Raw genomic sequence first — 14,086 nt, 5'->3', positions numbered from 1 at the left:
AAAAATTGCGGCCCGATGGTTCAGGCGTAGATGCCGCCCGATGCGGCTGGCGCGATCTGGTCGCTGCCAGCGTGGGCGGTAGGTCGGCTCGGATCGGGTGCGTCTTCGCGCACCTGGCCACTGTGGGGGGCGTCCTGCCGTCCGCTGGTGTCGGCTCCGGCCTGCGCGGCGCTTTGCGCGAATCCTCCTGAGGATCGCGCGTCGCTCCCCTGGTTCGATCCGGAGGATGTCGCGGGCGATTGCGAGGAAGGCGTGTGGTGCGAGGGGGGCGATCCATCGCGCGGCGTATCGCCCGACTGCGCCGCCGCGCCAGCCAGCACTGCGGCCGCCGCGCTCTGGACCGAGCCCGCGAATTGCGGGTCCGCGCTCTGCAAGGTCACGTTCGTGCCGGTGGCGTCGGGACGGAACTGGAGCGAGACGGGACCGAACTGGGCATGGACAAGCGAAGTGCGTACGACCGGTGCGCCGCTGCCCTCACGCGCTTCGTGGAGACGGCTGACGAGGGTTTCGAAGTCGCGCGCGTCGACACCCGGCACGGCCGAAGTCGGCGGCGCCTGCGTGAACGAGGCCGGCGCGGCAGGAGCCGTGGGCACGATCATGCTGGCCGAACCGGACGTGGCGATCGAGGCCGTCGCAGGATTGGACTCGAACTGGCCCTTGGGGGCCTCGTCGGTCAGGTGGGCGAGGCCGGCCGCAGGTCCAGTCTGCGGCGCGGAGCTGGTGGTGGCCGGGGTGATGGTAGGAGCCGCGGCGCCTTCGCTCGACCCGTTGGCCGACGCGACGGTCGCCAAAGTGGCCAAAGTGCTGGGCGAACGGGGAGACGTCTGCAAAGGCAACGGGGCGTCGTCGCGCAGGACGGGGCCTTGTGGGGTCTCCAGGCTCGTCAGGGATGGCATGATGCGTCCGGCTTGCGGGGGCAGAACGGGAACTTGCGACAAGCTGGGGGAGCTCACCGAGGCCGGGACCTCACTCGAGGGGGCCGGGACGACGGCGGCTGTCGCGGGAAGCGAGGTCGCTTCGGACCGGACCGCGATAGGCAACTCGCCCGGGATCGCGCGAAGCGTGAGCTCGACGGCACTTCCCGCGTCCGGTTTCAGGGCTCCGAGGGCTGCCACCTCGTTCGCGACGGGACGCGCGCGGGCCAGTGCGGTGTCCGGCGGGGAAGCGGGCGAGGGATCGACGCGAATGCCCGCCTGGCGCACGGGCTCGGGAAGCAGCGCCAGCCAGGCAGGGCTGAGCGGAAGCAGGGACGCCGCTGTTTGTTCGAGTGGCTGTCCGCTTGTGGCAAGTTCGCCTTCGCCCGCCGCGCCGTCGTCGTGAACAAGTTCGACCGCGTCGGTCTTGAATTCACGAAGCTCGGCGGCGTGCGTGGCCCGAAGGGAGGGCTCGTCGTCGCCGGATCGGTCGCTGGAGGCGATGGCTGTGGCGGACGGCAGCAGGGTGGCCAATGGCGGCAAGATATTGCCGGTTGCCAGCTTCGAAGGTGGCTGCGGAGCTACGTTGTCCGGCGCGCCAGACATCGGGCTCTCGGGAATGGTCTCGAGCGCGGCGTCACTTGCGCCAAGCCCCTGCAGGACTTGGGCGAAGCCGCCGCCTTGCGCCGCCGTTTCCGGTCGCGCGGGCACCGTGCCGGTAGTATTCGCGGGAGAAAGGCCGGGCATGGGGGGCGTGGGGGCGATCATCGGCAGGGCATCCTCGGGTAGTCCATGCCGGTTCTTATTCAAGCTTCGTGCCAGATGATCGGCGAGCAGCGAGCACCGGGGCGGTGGCTTGCTTGGCGATCATGCGCTCCTGCAGGGCGGCACGTTCCTCGATCGCGGCGCGGCGGCGTTCGGCCTCGGCGAGCTGGCGCTGCTTGGCATCGGCGATCGCGTGGGCGCGCCGCGCATCGCCCTCGGCCGTTTGCGAAAGCGCCTGGAGTCCCGAAACGAAGCGTCCGATCTGATGAAGCGCAGCGCCGTCGGCGGCATTGCGCCGTCCGGCGTAGTCCTCGGCCAGCTGGCGGGTGCGCGCACTCAGCGAACGCAACTGCGCGAGCGTACTCTCGGCCTGCGCGGCTTCGTTCGCGGCGGTCTGGCACGCGAGTGCGCGGATCTTCTCGAGGCGGCGCAGCCGCGCGAGGCGCTTTTGCTCCTCGCGCATGGCTCAGGCCTCGAGAAGCGCGGCGAGTTGCTCGGCGCTCTCGTGCAGCGGCACGATTTCGCCGGCCGACTGGCTGAGGAAGGTCGTCAGCTTGCCGGTCATGGCGATGGCGCGGTCGAGCTGCGGATCGGCGCCGGGGCGGTAGGCCCCCATCAGCACGAGGTCGCGGTTGGCCTCGTAGCTGGCGGTGAGCGCGCGGAAGTTGCGGGCAAGCTGCTGGTGCGGCGTGGGCACGATGTCGTTCATCACGCGGCTGAGCGAGGCGGCGATGTCGATGGCGGGATATTGCCCGCGCTGGGCGAGTTCGCGGCTGAGCACGATGTGCCCGTCGAGGATCGAGCGCGCGGTGTCGACCACCGGGTCGTCCTGGTTGTCGCCATCGGCGAGCACGGTGTAGAGCCCGGTGACCGAGCCCCCCGAAGCCGCTGAATTTCCCGCGCGCTCGACCAGCTTGGTGATCGTGGCGAGCGCGGAAGGGGGATAGCCACGCGCCGCCCCCGGCTCACCGAGCAGGAGCCCGATTTCGCGGGCGGCGTGGGCGACGCGGGTGAGGCTGTCCATGATCAGGAGAACCTTGCGGCCGCGCGCGCGGAACTGTTCGGCCATGGCGGTCGCCAGCATCGCGCCGCGCAGCCGCAAATTGGGGGCATGGTCGGCGGGTACGGCGACGATCACGGTCTTGCCCTTCATCGCGGCGTGCATGTGCCGCTCGACGAAGTCCGAAACCTCGCGTGCACGCTCGCCGATCAGGCCCACGACGACCACGTCCGCGCCGCTCTCGGCCAGCGAGGCGCCGCGCGCGATCATGTCGATCAGCACCGACTTGCCCACGCCCGAACCGGCCATGACGCCGATGCGTTGGCCAACGCCGAACGTTGTGAGCGCGTTGAGCGCGCGCACGCCGGTGTCGAAGGGCAGGCGCACCGGACTGCGATCGAGCGCGGAGGTGCGCACGCCGCCCGCGGGCCACTCGGCACGGGTGTGGATCGGCAAGCCGCCGTCGATCGGCAGGCCTTCGCCATCGACCGCGCGGCCAAGGAACGCGTCGCCCACCGGCAGCATGCCGGGGCGCCCCTCGGGGCAGACCCGCGCACCGGGGCGCAGGAGGATGGTGTCGCCCAGCATCATCATCATCGTGCGACCGTTGCGAAAGCCGATCACTTCGGCGAGCAGCGGCGCCTTGCGGCCATCGGCCACGCGGCACATCGCCCCGACCGGGATCGAGAGGCCGCTCACTTCGAGCAATCCGCCATCGCAGGCGGTGACGTAGCCGAAGCGGCGCGGCGAGAGATCGACCGGCTCGGTGGCTAGATCGTGCAGGATGGCCTCGCAGATGCGCAGCATGGGAACCTCAGCAGTCGTGAAGCGCCTCGGCGATGGCCTGGCGCCAGGCGTCCGGGCCGTCCTCGACCCCGCCGCTGGCGGTCTCGACGCGGATCGTCCCTCGGGGGAGGGTGGGATCGGGGTGCAGCTCCCATTGGCGAGCAAGTTCGGGTGAGATCAACGCGATGTCCTCGGGGTGGAGGCGCAGGACGCGTTCGTCCTCGCTGCGTGCGAGCATGGCGACAGCCTTGGCAATGCGGCGTTCGAGCGCCCCTGCGTCGATCGCGAGCGGGGCGAGCGCGCTTTCGCACAGAGCCGCCACGGTTTCGCGCAGGCGCAGGCGCAGCTGCTCCGCGAGTTCGCCGTCGATCCGCTCGAGCGAAAGGCCGAGCGCGGCGCGCGCGGCGTCGTCCGCCTCGGCGCGCGCGGCGGCCGCCTGGCGGGCTTGCTCGAAGCCCTCGGCAAAACCCTGGGAGAAGGCTTCGCCGAGCGGATCGACGGTCTCCCCCTGCGCCTCGGGTTCGGGCGGCGGCGCGGACACGGGCGGGTTCGCCCGGCGCTCCTCGCCGAAGCGGCGGTCGGGCGTGAAGCCGCGTCGCTCGGCGAAAGGGGCGATCAGCTTGAAGCCGGGGCCCGGAAAGGCAAAGCCGAGGTCAGACATATTCTCCATCTCCCGATCCCATGATCAGCGATCCGTCGGCGACGAGCTTGCGCGCGATCGTGACGACTTCCTTCTGCGCGGCGACGACGTCGGAAAGCTTGGTGCGCCCGCGCGCGGCGATCTCGTCCTTCACGCCGTCGGCGGCGCGGCTCGACATCGCGCGGAAGAAGAATTCGCGCTCTTCCTCCGAGATGCCCTTGAGCGAATCGATCAGGGTGTCGTTGCCCACGTCGCGCAGCAGCACGCCCATCTGCTGCGGCTCGAGCACGAAGAGGTGTTCGAACTTGAACATCTCCTCCTCCAGGCGCTTGGCGAGGATCTTGTCCTTCTTGGTGATCTCGCCCATCACCCGCTTTTCGATCACTTTGCCCACGCCATTGATGATCTCGGCAGCTTCCTTCATGCCACCCATCTGCAAGGGGCGGCTGCCGTGGCACTGGGTGATGCGCCGGCCGAGCAGTTCCTCGAGCATGGCGATCGCCTGGGGCGAAACCGGGCCGATCGTGGCGACGCGGTGGATGATCTCGGAATGCTGCTCGGGCGGAAGGCCATGCAGCACTTCGGCCGCGACGAGCGGGTCGAGCTGGACCAGGAGGACGGCGATCGCCTGGGGATGCTCGTCCTTGATCAGCGGGATCAGCGCAGGCGGGTTGAGCCACCGCGCGAGCTCGACCATCGAGGCCTTGGGCGCATCGGGCGGAACGATGCGCTGCATCAGGTTCTCGGTCTTCACCTCGCCCAGCGCGCGGTGCATCATCGAGCGCACCTGGCCGATCCGGTCGTGCGAGGGCAGGCCGAGCTCCTCGGTCTTCTCGAGGAAGCCGGTGAGCGCCTCGGTGATCACCTCGGGGCTGATTTCGCCCAGCTTGCACATCTTTTCGCCGAGCCGGCGCAATTCGTCGGGTTCGAGTTCGCACAGAATGCGACTTGTCTGCTCCTCGTCGAGCAGCATCATCATCACGGCGGCGTTGTCGGCCGCCTCGAAGGGGGGCATCTCGCTCATCAGGCCGCTTTCGCCTCGTCGCCCGCGGGCCCCTGGTTGAGCATCTGGCGAAGCGCGTGAACCGCGTTTTCAGGATTCTCGGCGACGAGCCCGCGTGCGAGCGCGATCTGGCGGCTCAGCAGCTCGGCGCGGGGAATGTGTTCGTCCTCTTCGGAACCTCCCGGGATCGCGGGGCGCTCGACGGGAAGCGGCTGGCCGTCGGGAGCGCGTATGTCGGTCTCGCTCTCTTCCTCGTCCTCGCTTGCGCCCTTGGCCTTCTTGCCTTTCTTCCCCTTTGCAGGCTTGCGCGCATCCCCGCGCACCGCACGCACCATCGGGCGTACGCCCAGGAGCAGGACGAGCAGCACCGCGAGCACGGCGGCCACGTTGCGCACGACCATCGCGAACCAGCTCGCCTCGTAAAAGGGCAGCGGCGTCTCGGTCGAAGGCTCGAAGCTGCGCGAAATCAACTTGACGACATCGCCGCGCTGCGGATCGGCACCCACGGCGGCGCTCACCAGCGCCTGGAGGTCGGCGATCTGCTGGGCGCTCGCCCCTTTCATCGCCTCGGCGCTGATCGCGACCGCGACCGAGAGCCGCTTGACGCGGCCCGGCCCGCTGTTCGAGACCGAAACCTCGCGGCCCAGTTCGTACGTGCGGCTGGAGGAACTCTCGCCGTTGGTCGGGGCCTGCGCACCGGGAGCGGGAGCTTGCGTTCCCTGTGGCGGGCCGGGCTGCGCCTGCGTCTGCGGGGGCGGGGTGTTGGCGAGCACGCCGGGAACACCGGCGGCGGCGCCCGTGCCGGTGGTCTGCGACTGCTGCTGGCTCTCGCTGCGTACGACGCCATCCTTGTCGTAGCTCTCGCGTGCCGAGGTGACGTCGTCCATGTCGAGGTCGACCTGGATTTCGGACGAGAAATTGTCCTCGCCCAGGATCGGGCTCAGCAGTTGCGAGACCTGCTCGCGCAGCTTGGCTTCCATGCGCGCCTGGAGATCGAGCCGGTCGCCGTCGGCCCCGGCGCCGAGCGCGGAGAGCAGCCGCCCGTGCTGGTCGACGACGCGCACCGCATCGGGCGCGAGGCCGGGGACCGAGGCGGCGACGAGGTTGACGATCGCGGTGACCTGACTGTCAGTGAGGCTGCGCCCTTTGGCGAGCCGCACCATGACCGAGGCGCTGGGGGGCACGTTGTCGCGCACGAAGACCGATTTCTCGCCCGAGGCGAGGTGCACGCGCACGCTCTCGACCCCGTCGATCTCGCGAATGGTCATCTGCAGGTCGGCCTCGCGCGCGGCGCGCAGGCGTTCGCCTTCAAGCGTGCGGCTGGCGCCCATCGGCAGGCTGTCGAGCATTTGCGTGCCGCTCTCGGGGGTGGCGAGCGCGCCGTCGGAGGCGACGAGCATGCGGGCACGATAGAAGTCGCCCTCGGACACGGTGAGCGCGCCGGTGGCGTTGTCGATGCGATAGCGGATGGCGGCCTGATCAAGCGCGGCGGCGACGCTGGCACGCTCGCCGTCGTCGAGCTGGCTGTAAAGAATGCGCTGCGGGTCGGGGGCCATCGCGCTCCAGGTGAGCAGCGCCGCGCCGACGGCGGCGAGGCCGACGAAGACGGGGAGGACCTTGCGCACCGCAGGTTGGGCGGTGAAGGCGCCAAGGCGGGTAAGCACCGGGCCACCCGCTGGATCGGTGAACGGGGCCAGCAGCGAGCGCGGCGCGGGAAGGCCGCCATTGGCAGAGTTCGCGGGGACGAGATCGGGCATGCGCTATCAGACCCCCATCCGCATGATGTCCTGGTAGGCGCTCAGCAGTTTGTTGCGCACCTGCATCGTCGCCTCGAACGCGACCCCGGCTTCCTGGCGGGCAAGCATGACCTTGGCGACGTCGGTGACCTCGCCGGTCTGGTAGGCGCTGCTGAGCGTTTCGGCGCGCGCCTGCACCGCGTTCACACCATCGAGCGCGCTGCGCAGCGTCTCGGCGAAGGCCGGGGCGGGGGAACCGTTGCCGACCGGCGAACCGGCAAGCGCGGCGCCTGCCGCCGCGCTCGTGTCGGGGGCATGAATCTGGCGCAGGATCTCGCTGCGCGCGATGATCTGCTGGCGCATGTCGAGGATCTGCTGGATCCCGCCATCGCGCGCCAGGACCGCCGGAACCGTGCTCATCTGCGACCTCCGGCGAGACGCGCGGAGGTGGTACGTCCAACGTGGATCCCTGCGTCGCGCAAGGCCGCGAGGCGATAGCGCAAGGTCCTTTCGGAGATGCCGAGCTCGCGCGCGGCCATTTGGCGGTTGCCACCGCAGCTCTCGAGCGTCTCGACGATGGCGCGGGCCTCGGATTTCTGGACGACACTGGAGAGGCGGCGGGCGTGGTCCGCATCTGCGTCGGCTTCGCCCATTGCCGCAGCGCCGGAGGCTGTCTCGAGAGGGCTGGCGCAAAGGAGCCGGGCAGGGCTGTCGAAGACGATGTGCGCGGGGGTGATCGTCCTGTCGGTGTGCGCGAGCAGGAGCGCACGTCGGATCACGTTCTCGAGTTCGCGCACATTGCCCGGCCAGGCGTGCAACTTGAGCATGGCCAGCGCGCTCTCGCTGAAACAGGGCACCGGGCCCTGGGGGGCGCAATGGCGCATCGCCATGGCGTAGGCGAGCGGGGCGATGTCTTCGCCGCGCGCCTTGAGCGCGGGGAGAGTGAGCGGGAAGACGTTGAGGCGGTAGAACAAGTCGGCGCGGAAGCGCCCCTCGGCCACTTCGGTCGGCAAGTCGCGGTTGGCGCAGGCGATGACCCTGAGGTTGACCGGGATCGGCTGGGTCGAGCCGATCGGCACGACTTCCTGCTCCTGCAGCGCGCGCAGCAGCTTGGCCTGAAGCGAGAGCGGCAGTTCGGCGATCTCGTCGAGAAGCAGCGTGCCACCGTCGGCCGCGCGCATGAAGCCTTCGCTGGCCTCGGTCGCTCCGGTGAAGGCACCCTTGCGGTGGCCGAAGAGCATCGCCTCGAGCATGGTCTCGGGCATCGCGGCGCAGTTGACCGCGATGAAGGGCCCCTTGCACCGGGGGCTGCGGGCGTGGATGAAGCGGCTCAGCACTTCCTTGCCGGTTCCGGTCGGACCATTGATCAGGACGGGAATGTCGCTCGCCGCGAGGCGTTCGGCGAGCGCGAGCACCGAGAGGCTGACCGGGTCGGCCGCGATCGGTTCACCTGGACCGGCCATGGCGGCCAGCAACATGGCGAGCGCGGTCTCGCTGACCGGGTCGGCGTAGCGCAGGATCACGCCCAGGGGATCGCGTTCGAGCCCGTTCGCCTGCCTGCAATCCAGCCGTTCGAGGCGCACGAGCCGGCGTCCGGGGCGGATTGTCGAGCTCTCGGCGATGTCGCGCAGATCGAGCGCGCCTTCGTCACACAGGCTGCCCGCCAGCGTCCGCGCGCGCGCGACCAGCGCGGCGTGGTTTCCTCCGGTTTGCGGTTCGCTTCCCGAGGGCGATGTGATGGCCCGGCCGAACTGCGCGGCGCCGTGCGGGCTGGCGTTGAGACCTGACATGTTCGCGATTTCCCCGTGGAAGTAACCCGTTTCCGAGAGTCGGGTATCGCGCGTGAACGGCCAAGGTTTTGAGAATTTAAGGCCTTGTGGATTCCCGTAAGGCGCGAAAACCTTCCGGCAGTCATGGGGCGCTTTGCGGCGCCCCGAGTCCGTACTCTTGGAAAGCCCCCTTAAAAACACGCGGGCCTTGCCGGTCTAGGGTCTGACAGCCAATCCGGATGGGCCGGATGGCATGTTCGGGCTTCGGGACAGCCAACGGGAGCTATTCAATGTCAGTTATCAATACCAATATCAGTGCCATCAAGGCTTCGAACGCCTCGAACTCCGCGAACAAGATGCTGGGCACCGCGATGGAGCGCCTGTCGACCGGCAAGCGCATCAACTCGGCCAAGGACGATGCCGCCGGCCTCGCCATCGCCACCTCGATGACCGCGCAGATCAAGGGCATGAGCCAGGGCATCCGCAACGCCAACGACGGTATCAGCCTGGCGCAGACGGCCGAAGGCGGCCTCTCGGAAGTCTCCAACATGCTCCAGCGCGTGCGCGAACTGGCGATCCAGTCGGCCTCGGCGACTTACCAGGATTCGGACCGCGAGGCGATGCAGTCGGAAGTGACCGCGCTGACCGAGCAGATCTCCGACGTGCTTTCGGACACCAAGTTCAACGGCAACGCGCTGTTTTCGACTTCGGGTTCGGACGTGACGTTCGACATCCAGACCGGCGCGAATTCGGGCGAGACGATCACGCTGACCTCGACCACGATCGACGGGACCAACCTCGATGCCACCGCGCTCGACGTCAGTGACGCGGCCTCGGCTTCGACCACCATCGACAATGTCGATGCCGCGCTGGCCGACGTCAACGCGACGCGCGCTTCGCTTGGCGCCGGGCAGAACCGCCTCGAATCGGCGATCAACAACCTCACCAACAACGTGACGAACCTGTCGGACGCGCGATCGCGGATCGAGGATGCGGATTATTCGAGCGAGACGACCCAGATGGCCAAGGCGCAGATTCTCAGCCAGGCCTCGACGGCAATGATCGCACAGGCAAACCAGAGCCAGCAGAACGTGCTCTCGCTGCTGCGCTAAAGTGGTCGCAAGTAATGTATGGCCTGCCCTGACCAAGTAGGCCTCCAGTTGGGCTCGGCGGTGTCTTCCCCAGACCGCCGGGCCCATTCGGCTTGCGTTGAAGGCGCTGGAACTGGGCCCGCATTTCCGGCAGCCAGTCCTCGAGCCAGACCTTGTGGCGCAAGCGGCGAATGGGCGTGCCGCACATCTGGCAGCGACTCACGAAATGGCTTCCATCCCATGCCGCACGACGTTGAATGGGCGCGTGTCTGTTCAGACGGCACCGCATGATGGTGAAGACTCGCACGATCAAATGTTCCGACCAATTCGCCGATCCCCGTCGGCTCGATTCGACGCGTAGCAGGGTCAAAAAGCACGAAAAAGCGGGATTCTGGTCCGAAACGATTGCAGCAATCGAGCCAAACGATTGTGTTATGGCGATTCCCGAAAATTAGCTTCTAGGCTTTACCGGGAGGGCGAGGCGCTTGGCCTATTTTGCTCGTAATATTTTGATATAAATCAATAAAAATGTGCGCTGGTGGCGCTTCGGCCCGAGTGGCGCAGTTGCGGGTCTGGCGATTGCGGGGCGGTGGTGTGCTTGCGCGGACGGAGACAGAGAGGCGGAGGCGTGACCTCCTTTGCCCCACGCCCCGACGGTCGCAATCAGAGACGCTCAACAGTCTTGCGCCAAACCTTTTTGCGAAGGCGACGAAGGGGCGTACCACAACACTTGCAATGGCTCACGAAATGCCAACCGTTCCACTTGGTCTGATTTCGGTCCGGGTCGTGCCGTCCGAACCGGCAAAGAAAATACTGAACCATACTAAGGCCTACTTCCTGACTACCGTGTGTGAGCCGCCACGAGGTCTGCGTATTATCGCGTGGTTAATCAGGAAGATAGGACAATTTTCTTGAATTTCGTCATTTAAACGATTTTGAGTGACGGCCTTGGTCAAGTAACGTGTCGCGCCTCGAGGCGCGTCACTTCGCCGTCTTGTCGAAGACCAGGCTGAAGCTCACGGGAACTTGTTCGGTGATCGAGGGCAGTCCAGCCAGTTCCTGGAGCTTTGCGAGGCCCTCGGTGAGCGCGAAGCTGCCGGCATCGACGATGATCGGGCTGATCGTCGCGACCTGCACCTTGTCGGCGGCGATGCGGGTCACCGCAAGGTCGGTCTCGATCGGGGCGTCCTGGCCGTGCAGCGACAGCGTGGCGGTAACCGGGAGGGTGACCTGCTGCCCGACGGCAAGACTTGCCAGCTTGGCGGGGTCGAGCTGGGTGGTCACGGTGGCTTCGGGGAATTGCGAGATCTGGAACAGGATGTCGCGCATGCGTTGGTCGCGGATGTCGACCCCGGTCTTTACCGAGCCCAGGGCGATGGCGAAGCGTGCCTTGCCGTCCGCGCCGACGGTCCCGGAAAGCGTGTCGAAGCGATGGGCCTCGACGACCTGGCCGGCCTTGATGGTGACGAAAGAAAGATGCGAGGCGGGCTTCTCGAGCGCCCAGTCGCCCGCGAGTGGTGCGGATGCGCTCGGGGCGGTGCCCCAGGAGGCGGTCGTGCTCGCCACTCCCATCAGGGCGGCGCAGGCGGTCAGGACGAGTGGAATTCGGCGCATTTCAGATCCTTCCGGGGCTTGTCTCGCGCCAGAGTGCCACGCTTGCCCGGAGTTGGCTACTGTCTCGCCCGGCGCATCGCCTCAGTCGAGCAAGGTGATCGAGATGCGCCGGTTGCGGGGATCGTTGGGATCGGCCGGGATCAGGAGCTCCTTGTCGGCGACGCCTTCGATGCGGCGGAAGCGGTCTTCGCCGAGGCCATCGCGGATGAGCGCCTGTCGCGTCGCTTCGGCACGCCCCGCCGAAAGCGACCAGTTGTTGCCCACGGTGCCCGGCAGGAAGGGCAGGGCATCGGTGTGGCCGCGAATGGTCAGCTCGTCAGGGTTGGAGCCCACCGCCTCGGCGATCGCGCGCAGCAGTTCGGCGGCATCGGGTGTGAGCACGGTGGTTCCGAGGCGGAACATCGCGAAGTCGGCATCGTCGACGAGATCGATGCGCACCCCCTGCGTCGTGTCGACGAGGCGTACCTGCTTGGCGAGGCGGCGCAGGCGTGCGCTCGATTGCAGCTTTTTCTCGAGCGATTCCTTGGCGCGCGAGCTCTGCTTGATCGGCTTGGCGCCTTCCTTCGCGCCCCCGGTCTTGTCGCGCGGAATGGTGATCGCCTTGGTCCCGGTCTGGCCCATCGAGTGCGGGTAGTTGTCGGCGTCGGTGATCGAGGAGCCGCCGAGCAGACCCGAAGCCGAACCCGCCGATTGCTTGCGGGTCTGGACAAGCGTCGGGCTGAAGTAGTCGGCGATCCCCTTGCGCTGCTTCTCGGTCGTGGCGCCCACGATCCACAGCAGGAGGAAGAAGGCCATCATCGCGGTCACGAAGTCGGCATAGGCGACCTTCCAGGCGCCGCCGTGGTGCCCGCCTTCGACGACCGTCACTTTCTTGACGATGATCGGGGGGAGGGCCTCGTCCTTTTTCTTGGCCACGTCAGCGGCCCCGCATCGCGTCGAGCAGTTCGGAAAGGCCCGGGCGGAACGCGTGGCCCAGGCCCGAGCGTGCGCTTTCGACCACGAGTGGCTGCGGCCAGCCATGGAGGCTGGCGATGATCACTTGCTTGACGCAATGGAAGATCATCTCGTCCTGGTCGTTCACCTGCTTGAGACGGCCCGCCATCGGGGCGACGATGCCGTAGGCGAGCAGCACGCCCATGAACGTGCCCACGAGCGCCGAACCGATCATGCCGCCCAGGATCGAGGGCGGCTTGTCGATCGAGCCCATCGTCTTGACCACGCCCAGCACCGCCGCGACGATGCCGAGCGCGGGAAGCGCGTCGGCGAGGTTCTGGATCGCGTGCTGGGGGCCGTGAAACTCGTGGAAATGGGTCTTCATCGCATTGTCCATGACGTCCTCGACGGCGTGAACCTCGAGTGTGCCGGAGGAGACCACGATCAGGGTCAGCGTGTCGCAGATGAGGTCGGTCAACGCGTGGTTGGCGAGGATGCGGGGGAATTCGGCGAAGAGCGTAGAGGACTTGGGATCGTTGACGTGGCTTTCGAGCGCGACCGGCCCTTCCGAACGCAGGATCTTCATGAGACGCACCGTCAGCACGATGACGTCGATGTGGTCCTGCTTGTTGTGCTTGGGGCCCTTGATCACGCGCGCGAAGCCTGCGCCCAGCGCCTTGAGTTCGTGCATCGAGTTGCCGGCGACCACCGCGCCGATCGCCGCACCGCCGATAATCAGCATCTCATGGGGGATGGCGTGCATCACCGGGCCCAGCGCGCCGCCGGTGAGCGCGAAGCCGCCGAAGACCATCACCAGCAGGATGACGATGCCGATGAGTGCAAACATGGTTAACTTTCCCCCTCGGTAAGAAGCCCGGAAGCGCGGTAGTGCGCTTCGGGGCCGGGTCCGGGCTCAGAGATGGTCGAACAGGGTGAGGCCGGCTAGCTTGGTGAAGCTCGCCTGGCTTGCTTCCAGGACGGTCAGCGTTTCCTGCAAGGTGGCGATGGTGGTGGCGATGTCGGTAGCACCGATCTCGGATTCTTCGCTCTGGCGCAGTTCCTGCAGGTCGACGCGCCGGTTGTCGGTGAGCTCGATCCAGGCGAGGCGCGTGCCGATCACCGTCTGGCCGGTGGTCAGCGCGTCGAGCCCGCTTTGGAGATTGCCCAGCGCCTCGCGCGCGGCGCCGGCAGGATCGCTCGAGCCTCCTTGCAGTGCGCTGGCAAGTGCCTTGACGGTAGCGAGAGAGTCGGCGGCATTGCCGTTGCTGTCGATGAAGGACAGGAATTGCGGACCGGTCATCGACCGGCTCACGCTCTGCCCTTCGCCGAGCGGCAGGTCGCTGGTGCCGGGCGTACCCACGTAAAGCGCGTTTCCGCTCGCATCGAGACTATAGGCATCGCCAGCACTCTCGCCCCCGAAAAGCGCATGGCCGTTCGAATCGCGCGCGTTCGAAAGTGCGACGAGGTTGCCGAAGATCTGCTCAAGCTCCTGCCCGATCGAGGTACGCTGGGCATCGGTCAAGGTGGCGTTGGCGGCTTCGGTGGCGAGCTCCTGCGCCCGGATCAGCGCGTCGGCCATATCCGACATGGCCGCGTCGGCGAGGTTGAGGTCGGCGTTGGCACGGCTGGCGTTGGTGGCGTCGATCTCGGACAGTTTTTCGAGCCGCGCGAGCGATCGCAGCCGCGAGGCGGCGACGGGGTTGTCCGAGGAACGCGTCAGCTTCTGTCCGCTGCTGAGCTGGCTCTGCAAGGTTTCGGCCTGCGAGCGCAAGTCCTTCAGGTCGGTACGGGCCCGTTCGTAGAAGGCGCTGGTGCTGGTGGAGACGATCGGCATG

13 protein-coding genes are annotated in these 14,086 nt (G+C 67.4%); 1 reads left to right on the top strand and 12 read right to left on the bottom strand.

Going from position 1 to position 14,086, the window contains the following annotated elements; all coding sequences use genetic code 11:
• Window positions 1-20: 20 nt before the first annotated feature.
• Genes HT136_RS18805 through HT136_RS18770 form a run of 8 tightly spaced genes read right to left on the bottom strand, consistent with a single transcriptional unit; the run spans window position 21 to window position 8,634 of the window.
• Entirely contained in the window at window positions 21-1,724 is a 1,704-nt protein-coding gene (locus tag HT136_RS18805) for a hypothetical protein (RefSeq protein WP_214201351.1), read from the bottom strand.
• The gene (locus HT136_RS18800) at window positions 1,717-2,142 is read right to left on the bottom strand and encodes a hypothetical protein (RefSeq protein WP_214201350.1); all 426 of its coding nucleotides are present in this window, start codon (window positions 2,140-2,142) and stop codon (window positions 1,717-1,719) included. Before HT136_RS18800 ends, HT136_RS18805 begins: the two co-directional genes overlap by 8 nt.
• 3 nt (window positions 2,143-2,145) lie before the next feature.
• A complete protein-coding gene (locus HT136_RS18795) occupies window positions 2,146-3,486 on the bottom strand; it encodes a FliI/YscN family ATPase (RefSeq protein ID WP_214201349.1) in 1,341 nt (446 codons plus the stop codon).
• A gap of 7 nt (window positions 3,487-3,493) precedes the next feature.
• Window positions 3,494-4,135, bottom strand: coding sequence for a FliH/SctL family protein (locus HT136_RS18790; RefSeq protein WP_246543897.1), 642 nt, complete (start codon window positions 4,133-4,135; stop codon window positions 3,494-3,496).
• Complete coding sequence (gene fliG / locus HT136_RS18785) at window positions 4,119-5,129, bottom strand: flagellar motor switch protein FliG (RefSeq protein ID WP_214201348.1); 1,011 nt, start codon at window positions 5,127-5,129, stop codon at window positions 4,119-4,121. Before fliG ends, HT136_RS18790 begins: the two co-directional genes overlap by 17 nt.
• On the bottom strand, window positions 5,129-6,865 hold the full coding sequence (gene fliF / locus HT136_RS18780; protein ID WP_214201347.1) for a flagellar basal-body MS-ring/collar protein FliF: 1,737 nt from the start codon (window positions 6,863-6,865) through the stop codon (window positions 5,129-5,131). The genes fliG and fliF overlap by 1 nt, the downstream gene beginning before the upstream one ends.
• A 6-nt stretch (window positions 6,866-6,871) precedes the next feature.
• Complete coding sequence (gene fliE / locus HT136_RS18775) at window positions 6,872-7,264, bottom strand: flagellar hook-basal body complex protein FliE (RefSeq protein WP_214201346.1); 393 nt, start codon at window positions 7,262-7,264, stop codon at window positions 6,872-6,874.
• Window positions 7,261-8,634 (bottom strand): sigma-54 interaction domain-containing protein, encoded by a 1,374-nt coding sequence (locus HT136_RS18770; protein ID WP_214201345.1) that lies wholly within the window; start codon window positions 8,632-8,634, stop codon window positions 7,261-7,263. The genes fliE and HT136_RS18770 overlap by 4 nt, the downstream gene beginning before the upstream one ends.
• 269 nt (window positions 8,635-8,903) lie before the next feature.
• On the opposite strand from HT136_RS18770, the gene HT136_RS18765 reads away from it, so the two are divergent.
• On the top strand, window positions 8,904-9,725 hold the full coding sequence (locus tag HT136_RS18765; RefSeq protein WP_214201344.1) for a flagellin N-terminal helical domain-containing protein: 822 nt from the start codon (window positions 8,904-8,906) through the stop codon (window positions 9,723-9,725).
• A gap of 960 nt (window positions 9,726-10,685) precedes the next feature.
• On the opposite strand, the gene HT136_RS18760 is transcribed toward HT136_RS18765, so the two are convergent.
• From HT136_RS18760 to HT136_RS18745, 4 genes are all read right to left on the bottom strand, one after another.
• Window positions 10,686-11,318 (bottom strand): YceI family protein, encoded by a 633-nt coding sequence (locus HT136_RS18760; RefSeq protein ID WP_214201343.1) that lies wholly within the window; start codon window positions 11,316-11,318, stop codon window positions 10,686-10,688.
• Between the two features lie 81 nt (window positions 11,319-11,399).
• A complete protein-coding gene (locus HT136_RS18755; RefSeq protein WP_214201342.1) occupies window positions 11,400-12,233 on the bottom strand; it encodes a flagellar motor protein MotB in 834 nt (277 codons plus the stop codon).
• Window position 12,234: 1 nt separating this feature from the next.
• Window positions 12,235-13,098 carry a flagellar motor stator protein MotA gene (gene motA, locus HT136_RS18750; protein WP_214201341.1) on the bottom strand — a complete coding sequence of 288 codons (864 nt, stop codon included), beginning with the start codon at window positions 13,096-13,098 and terminating at the stop codon, window positions 12,235-12,237.
• Window positions 13,099-13,164: 66 nt separating this feature from the next.
• On the bottom strand, window positions 13,165-14,085 hold the full coding sequence (locus HT136_RS18745; protein WP_214201340.1) for a flagellin N-terminal helical domain-containing protein: 921 nt from the start codon (window positions 14,083-14,085) through the stop codon (window positions 13,165-13,167).
• Window position 14,086 lies beyond the last annotated feature (1 nt).

Source organism: Novosphingobium profundi (assembly GCF_018491765.1).
GTDB lineage: Bacteria > Pseudomonadota > Alphaproteobacteria > Sphingomonadales > Sphingomonadaceae > Novosphingobium > Novosphingobium profundi.
Note: the sequence above shows the minus strand (reverse complement) of the source record. Positions and strands in the feature narration are given on the sequence as shown.

Coding starts and splice junctions, on each gene's coding strand:
- HT136_RS18800 (WP_214201350.1), bottom strand. CDS start 2,142: ATGCGCGAGGAGCAAAAGCGCCTCGCGCGGCTGCGCCGCCTCGAGAAG.
- HT136_RS18795 (WP_214201349.1), bottom strand. CDS start 3,486: ATGCTGCGCATCTGCGAGGCCATCCTGCACGATCTAGCCACCGAGCCG.
- HT136_RS18790 (WP_246543897.1), bottom strand. CDS start 4,135: ATGGAGAATATGTCTGACCTCGGCTTTGCCTTTCCGGGCCCCGGCTTC.
- fliG (WP_214201348.1), bottom strand. CDS start 5,129: ATGAGCGAGATGCCCCCCTTCGAGGCGGCCGACAACGCCGCCGTGATG.
- fliF (WP_214201347.1), bottom strand. CDS start 6,865: ATGCCCGATCTCGTCCCCGCGAACTCTGCCAATGGCGGCCTTCCCGCG.
- fliE (WP_214201346.1), bottom strand. CDS start 7,264: ATGAGCACGGTTCCGGCGGTCCTGGCGCGCGATGGCGGGATCCAGCAG.
- HT136_RS18770 (WP_214201345.1), bottom strand. CDS start 8,634: ATGTCAGGTCTCAACGCCAGCCCGCACGGCGCCGCGCAGTTCGGCCGG.
- HT136_RS18765 (WP_214201344.1), top strand. CDS start 8,904: ATGTCAGTTATCAATACCAATATCAGTGCCATCAAGGCTTCGAACGCC.
- HT136_RS18760 (WP_214201343.1), bottom strand. CDS start 11,318: ATGCGCCGAATTCCACTCGTCCTGACCGCCTGCGCCGCCCTGATGGGA.
- motA (WP_214201341.1), bottom strand. CDS start 13,098: ATGTTTGCACTCATCGGCATCGTCATCCTGCTGGTGATGGTCTTCGGC.
- HT136_RS18745 (WP_214201340.1), bottom strand. CDS start 14,085: ATGCCGATCGTCTCCACCAGCACCAGCGCCTTCTACGAACGGGCCCGT.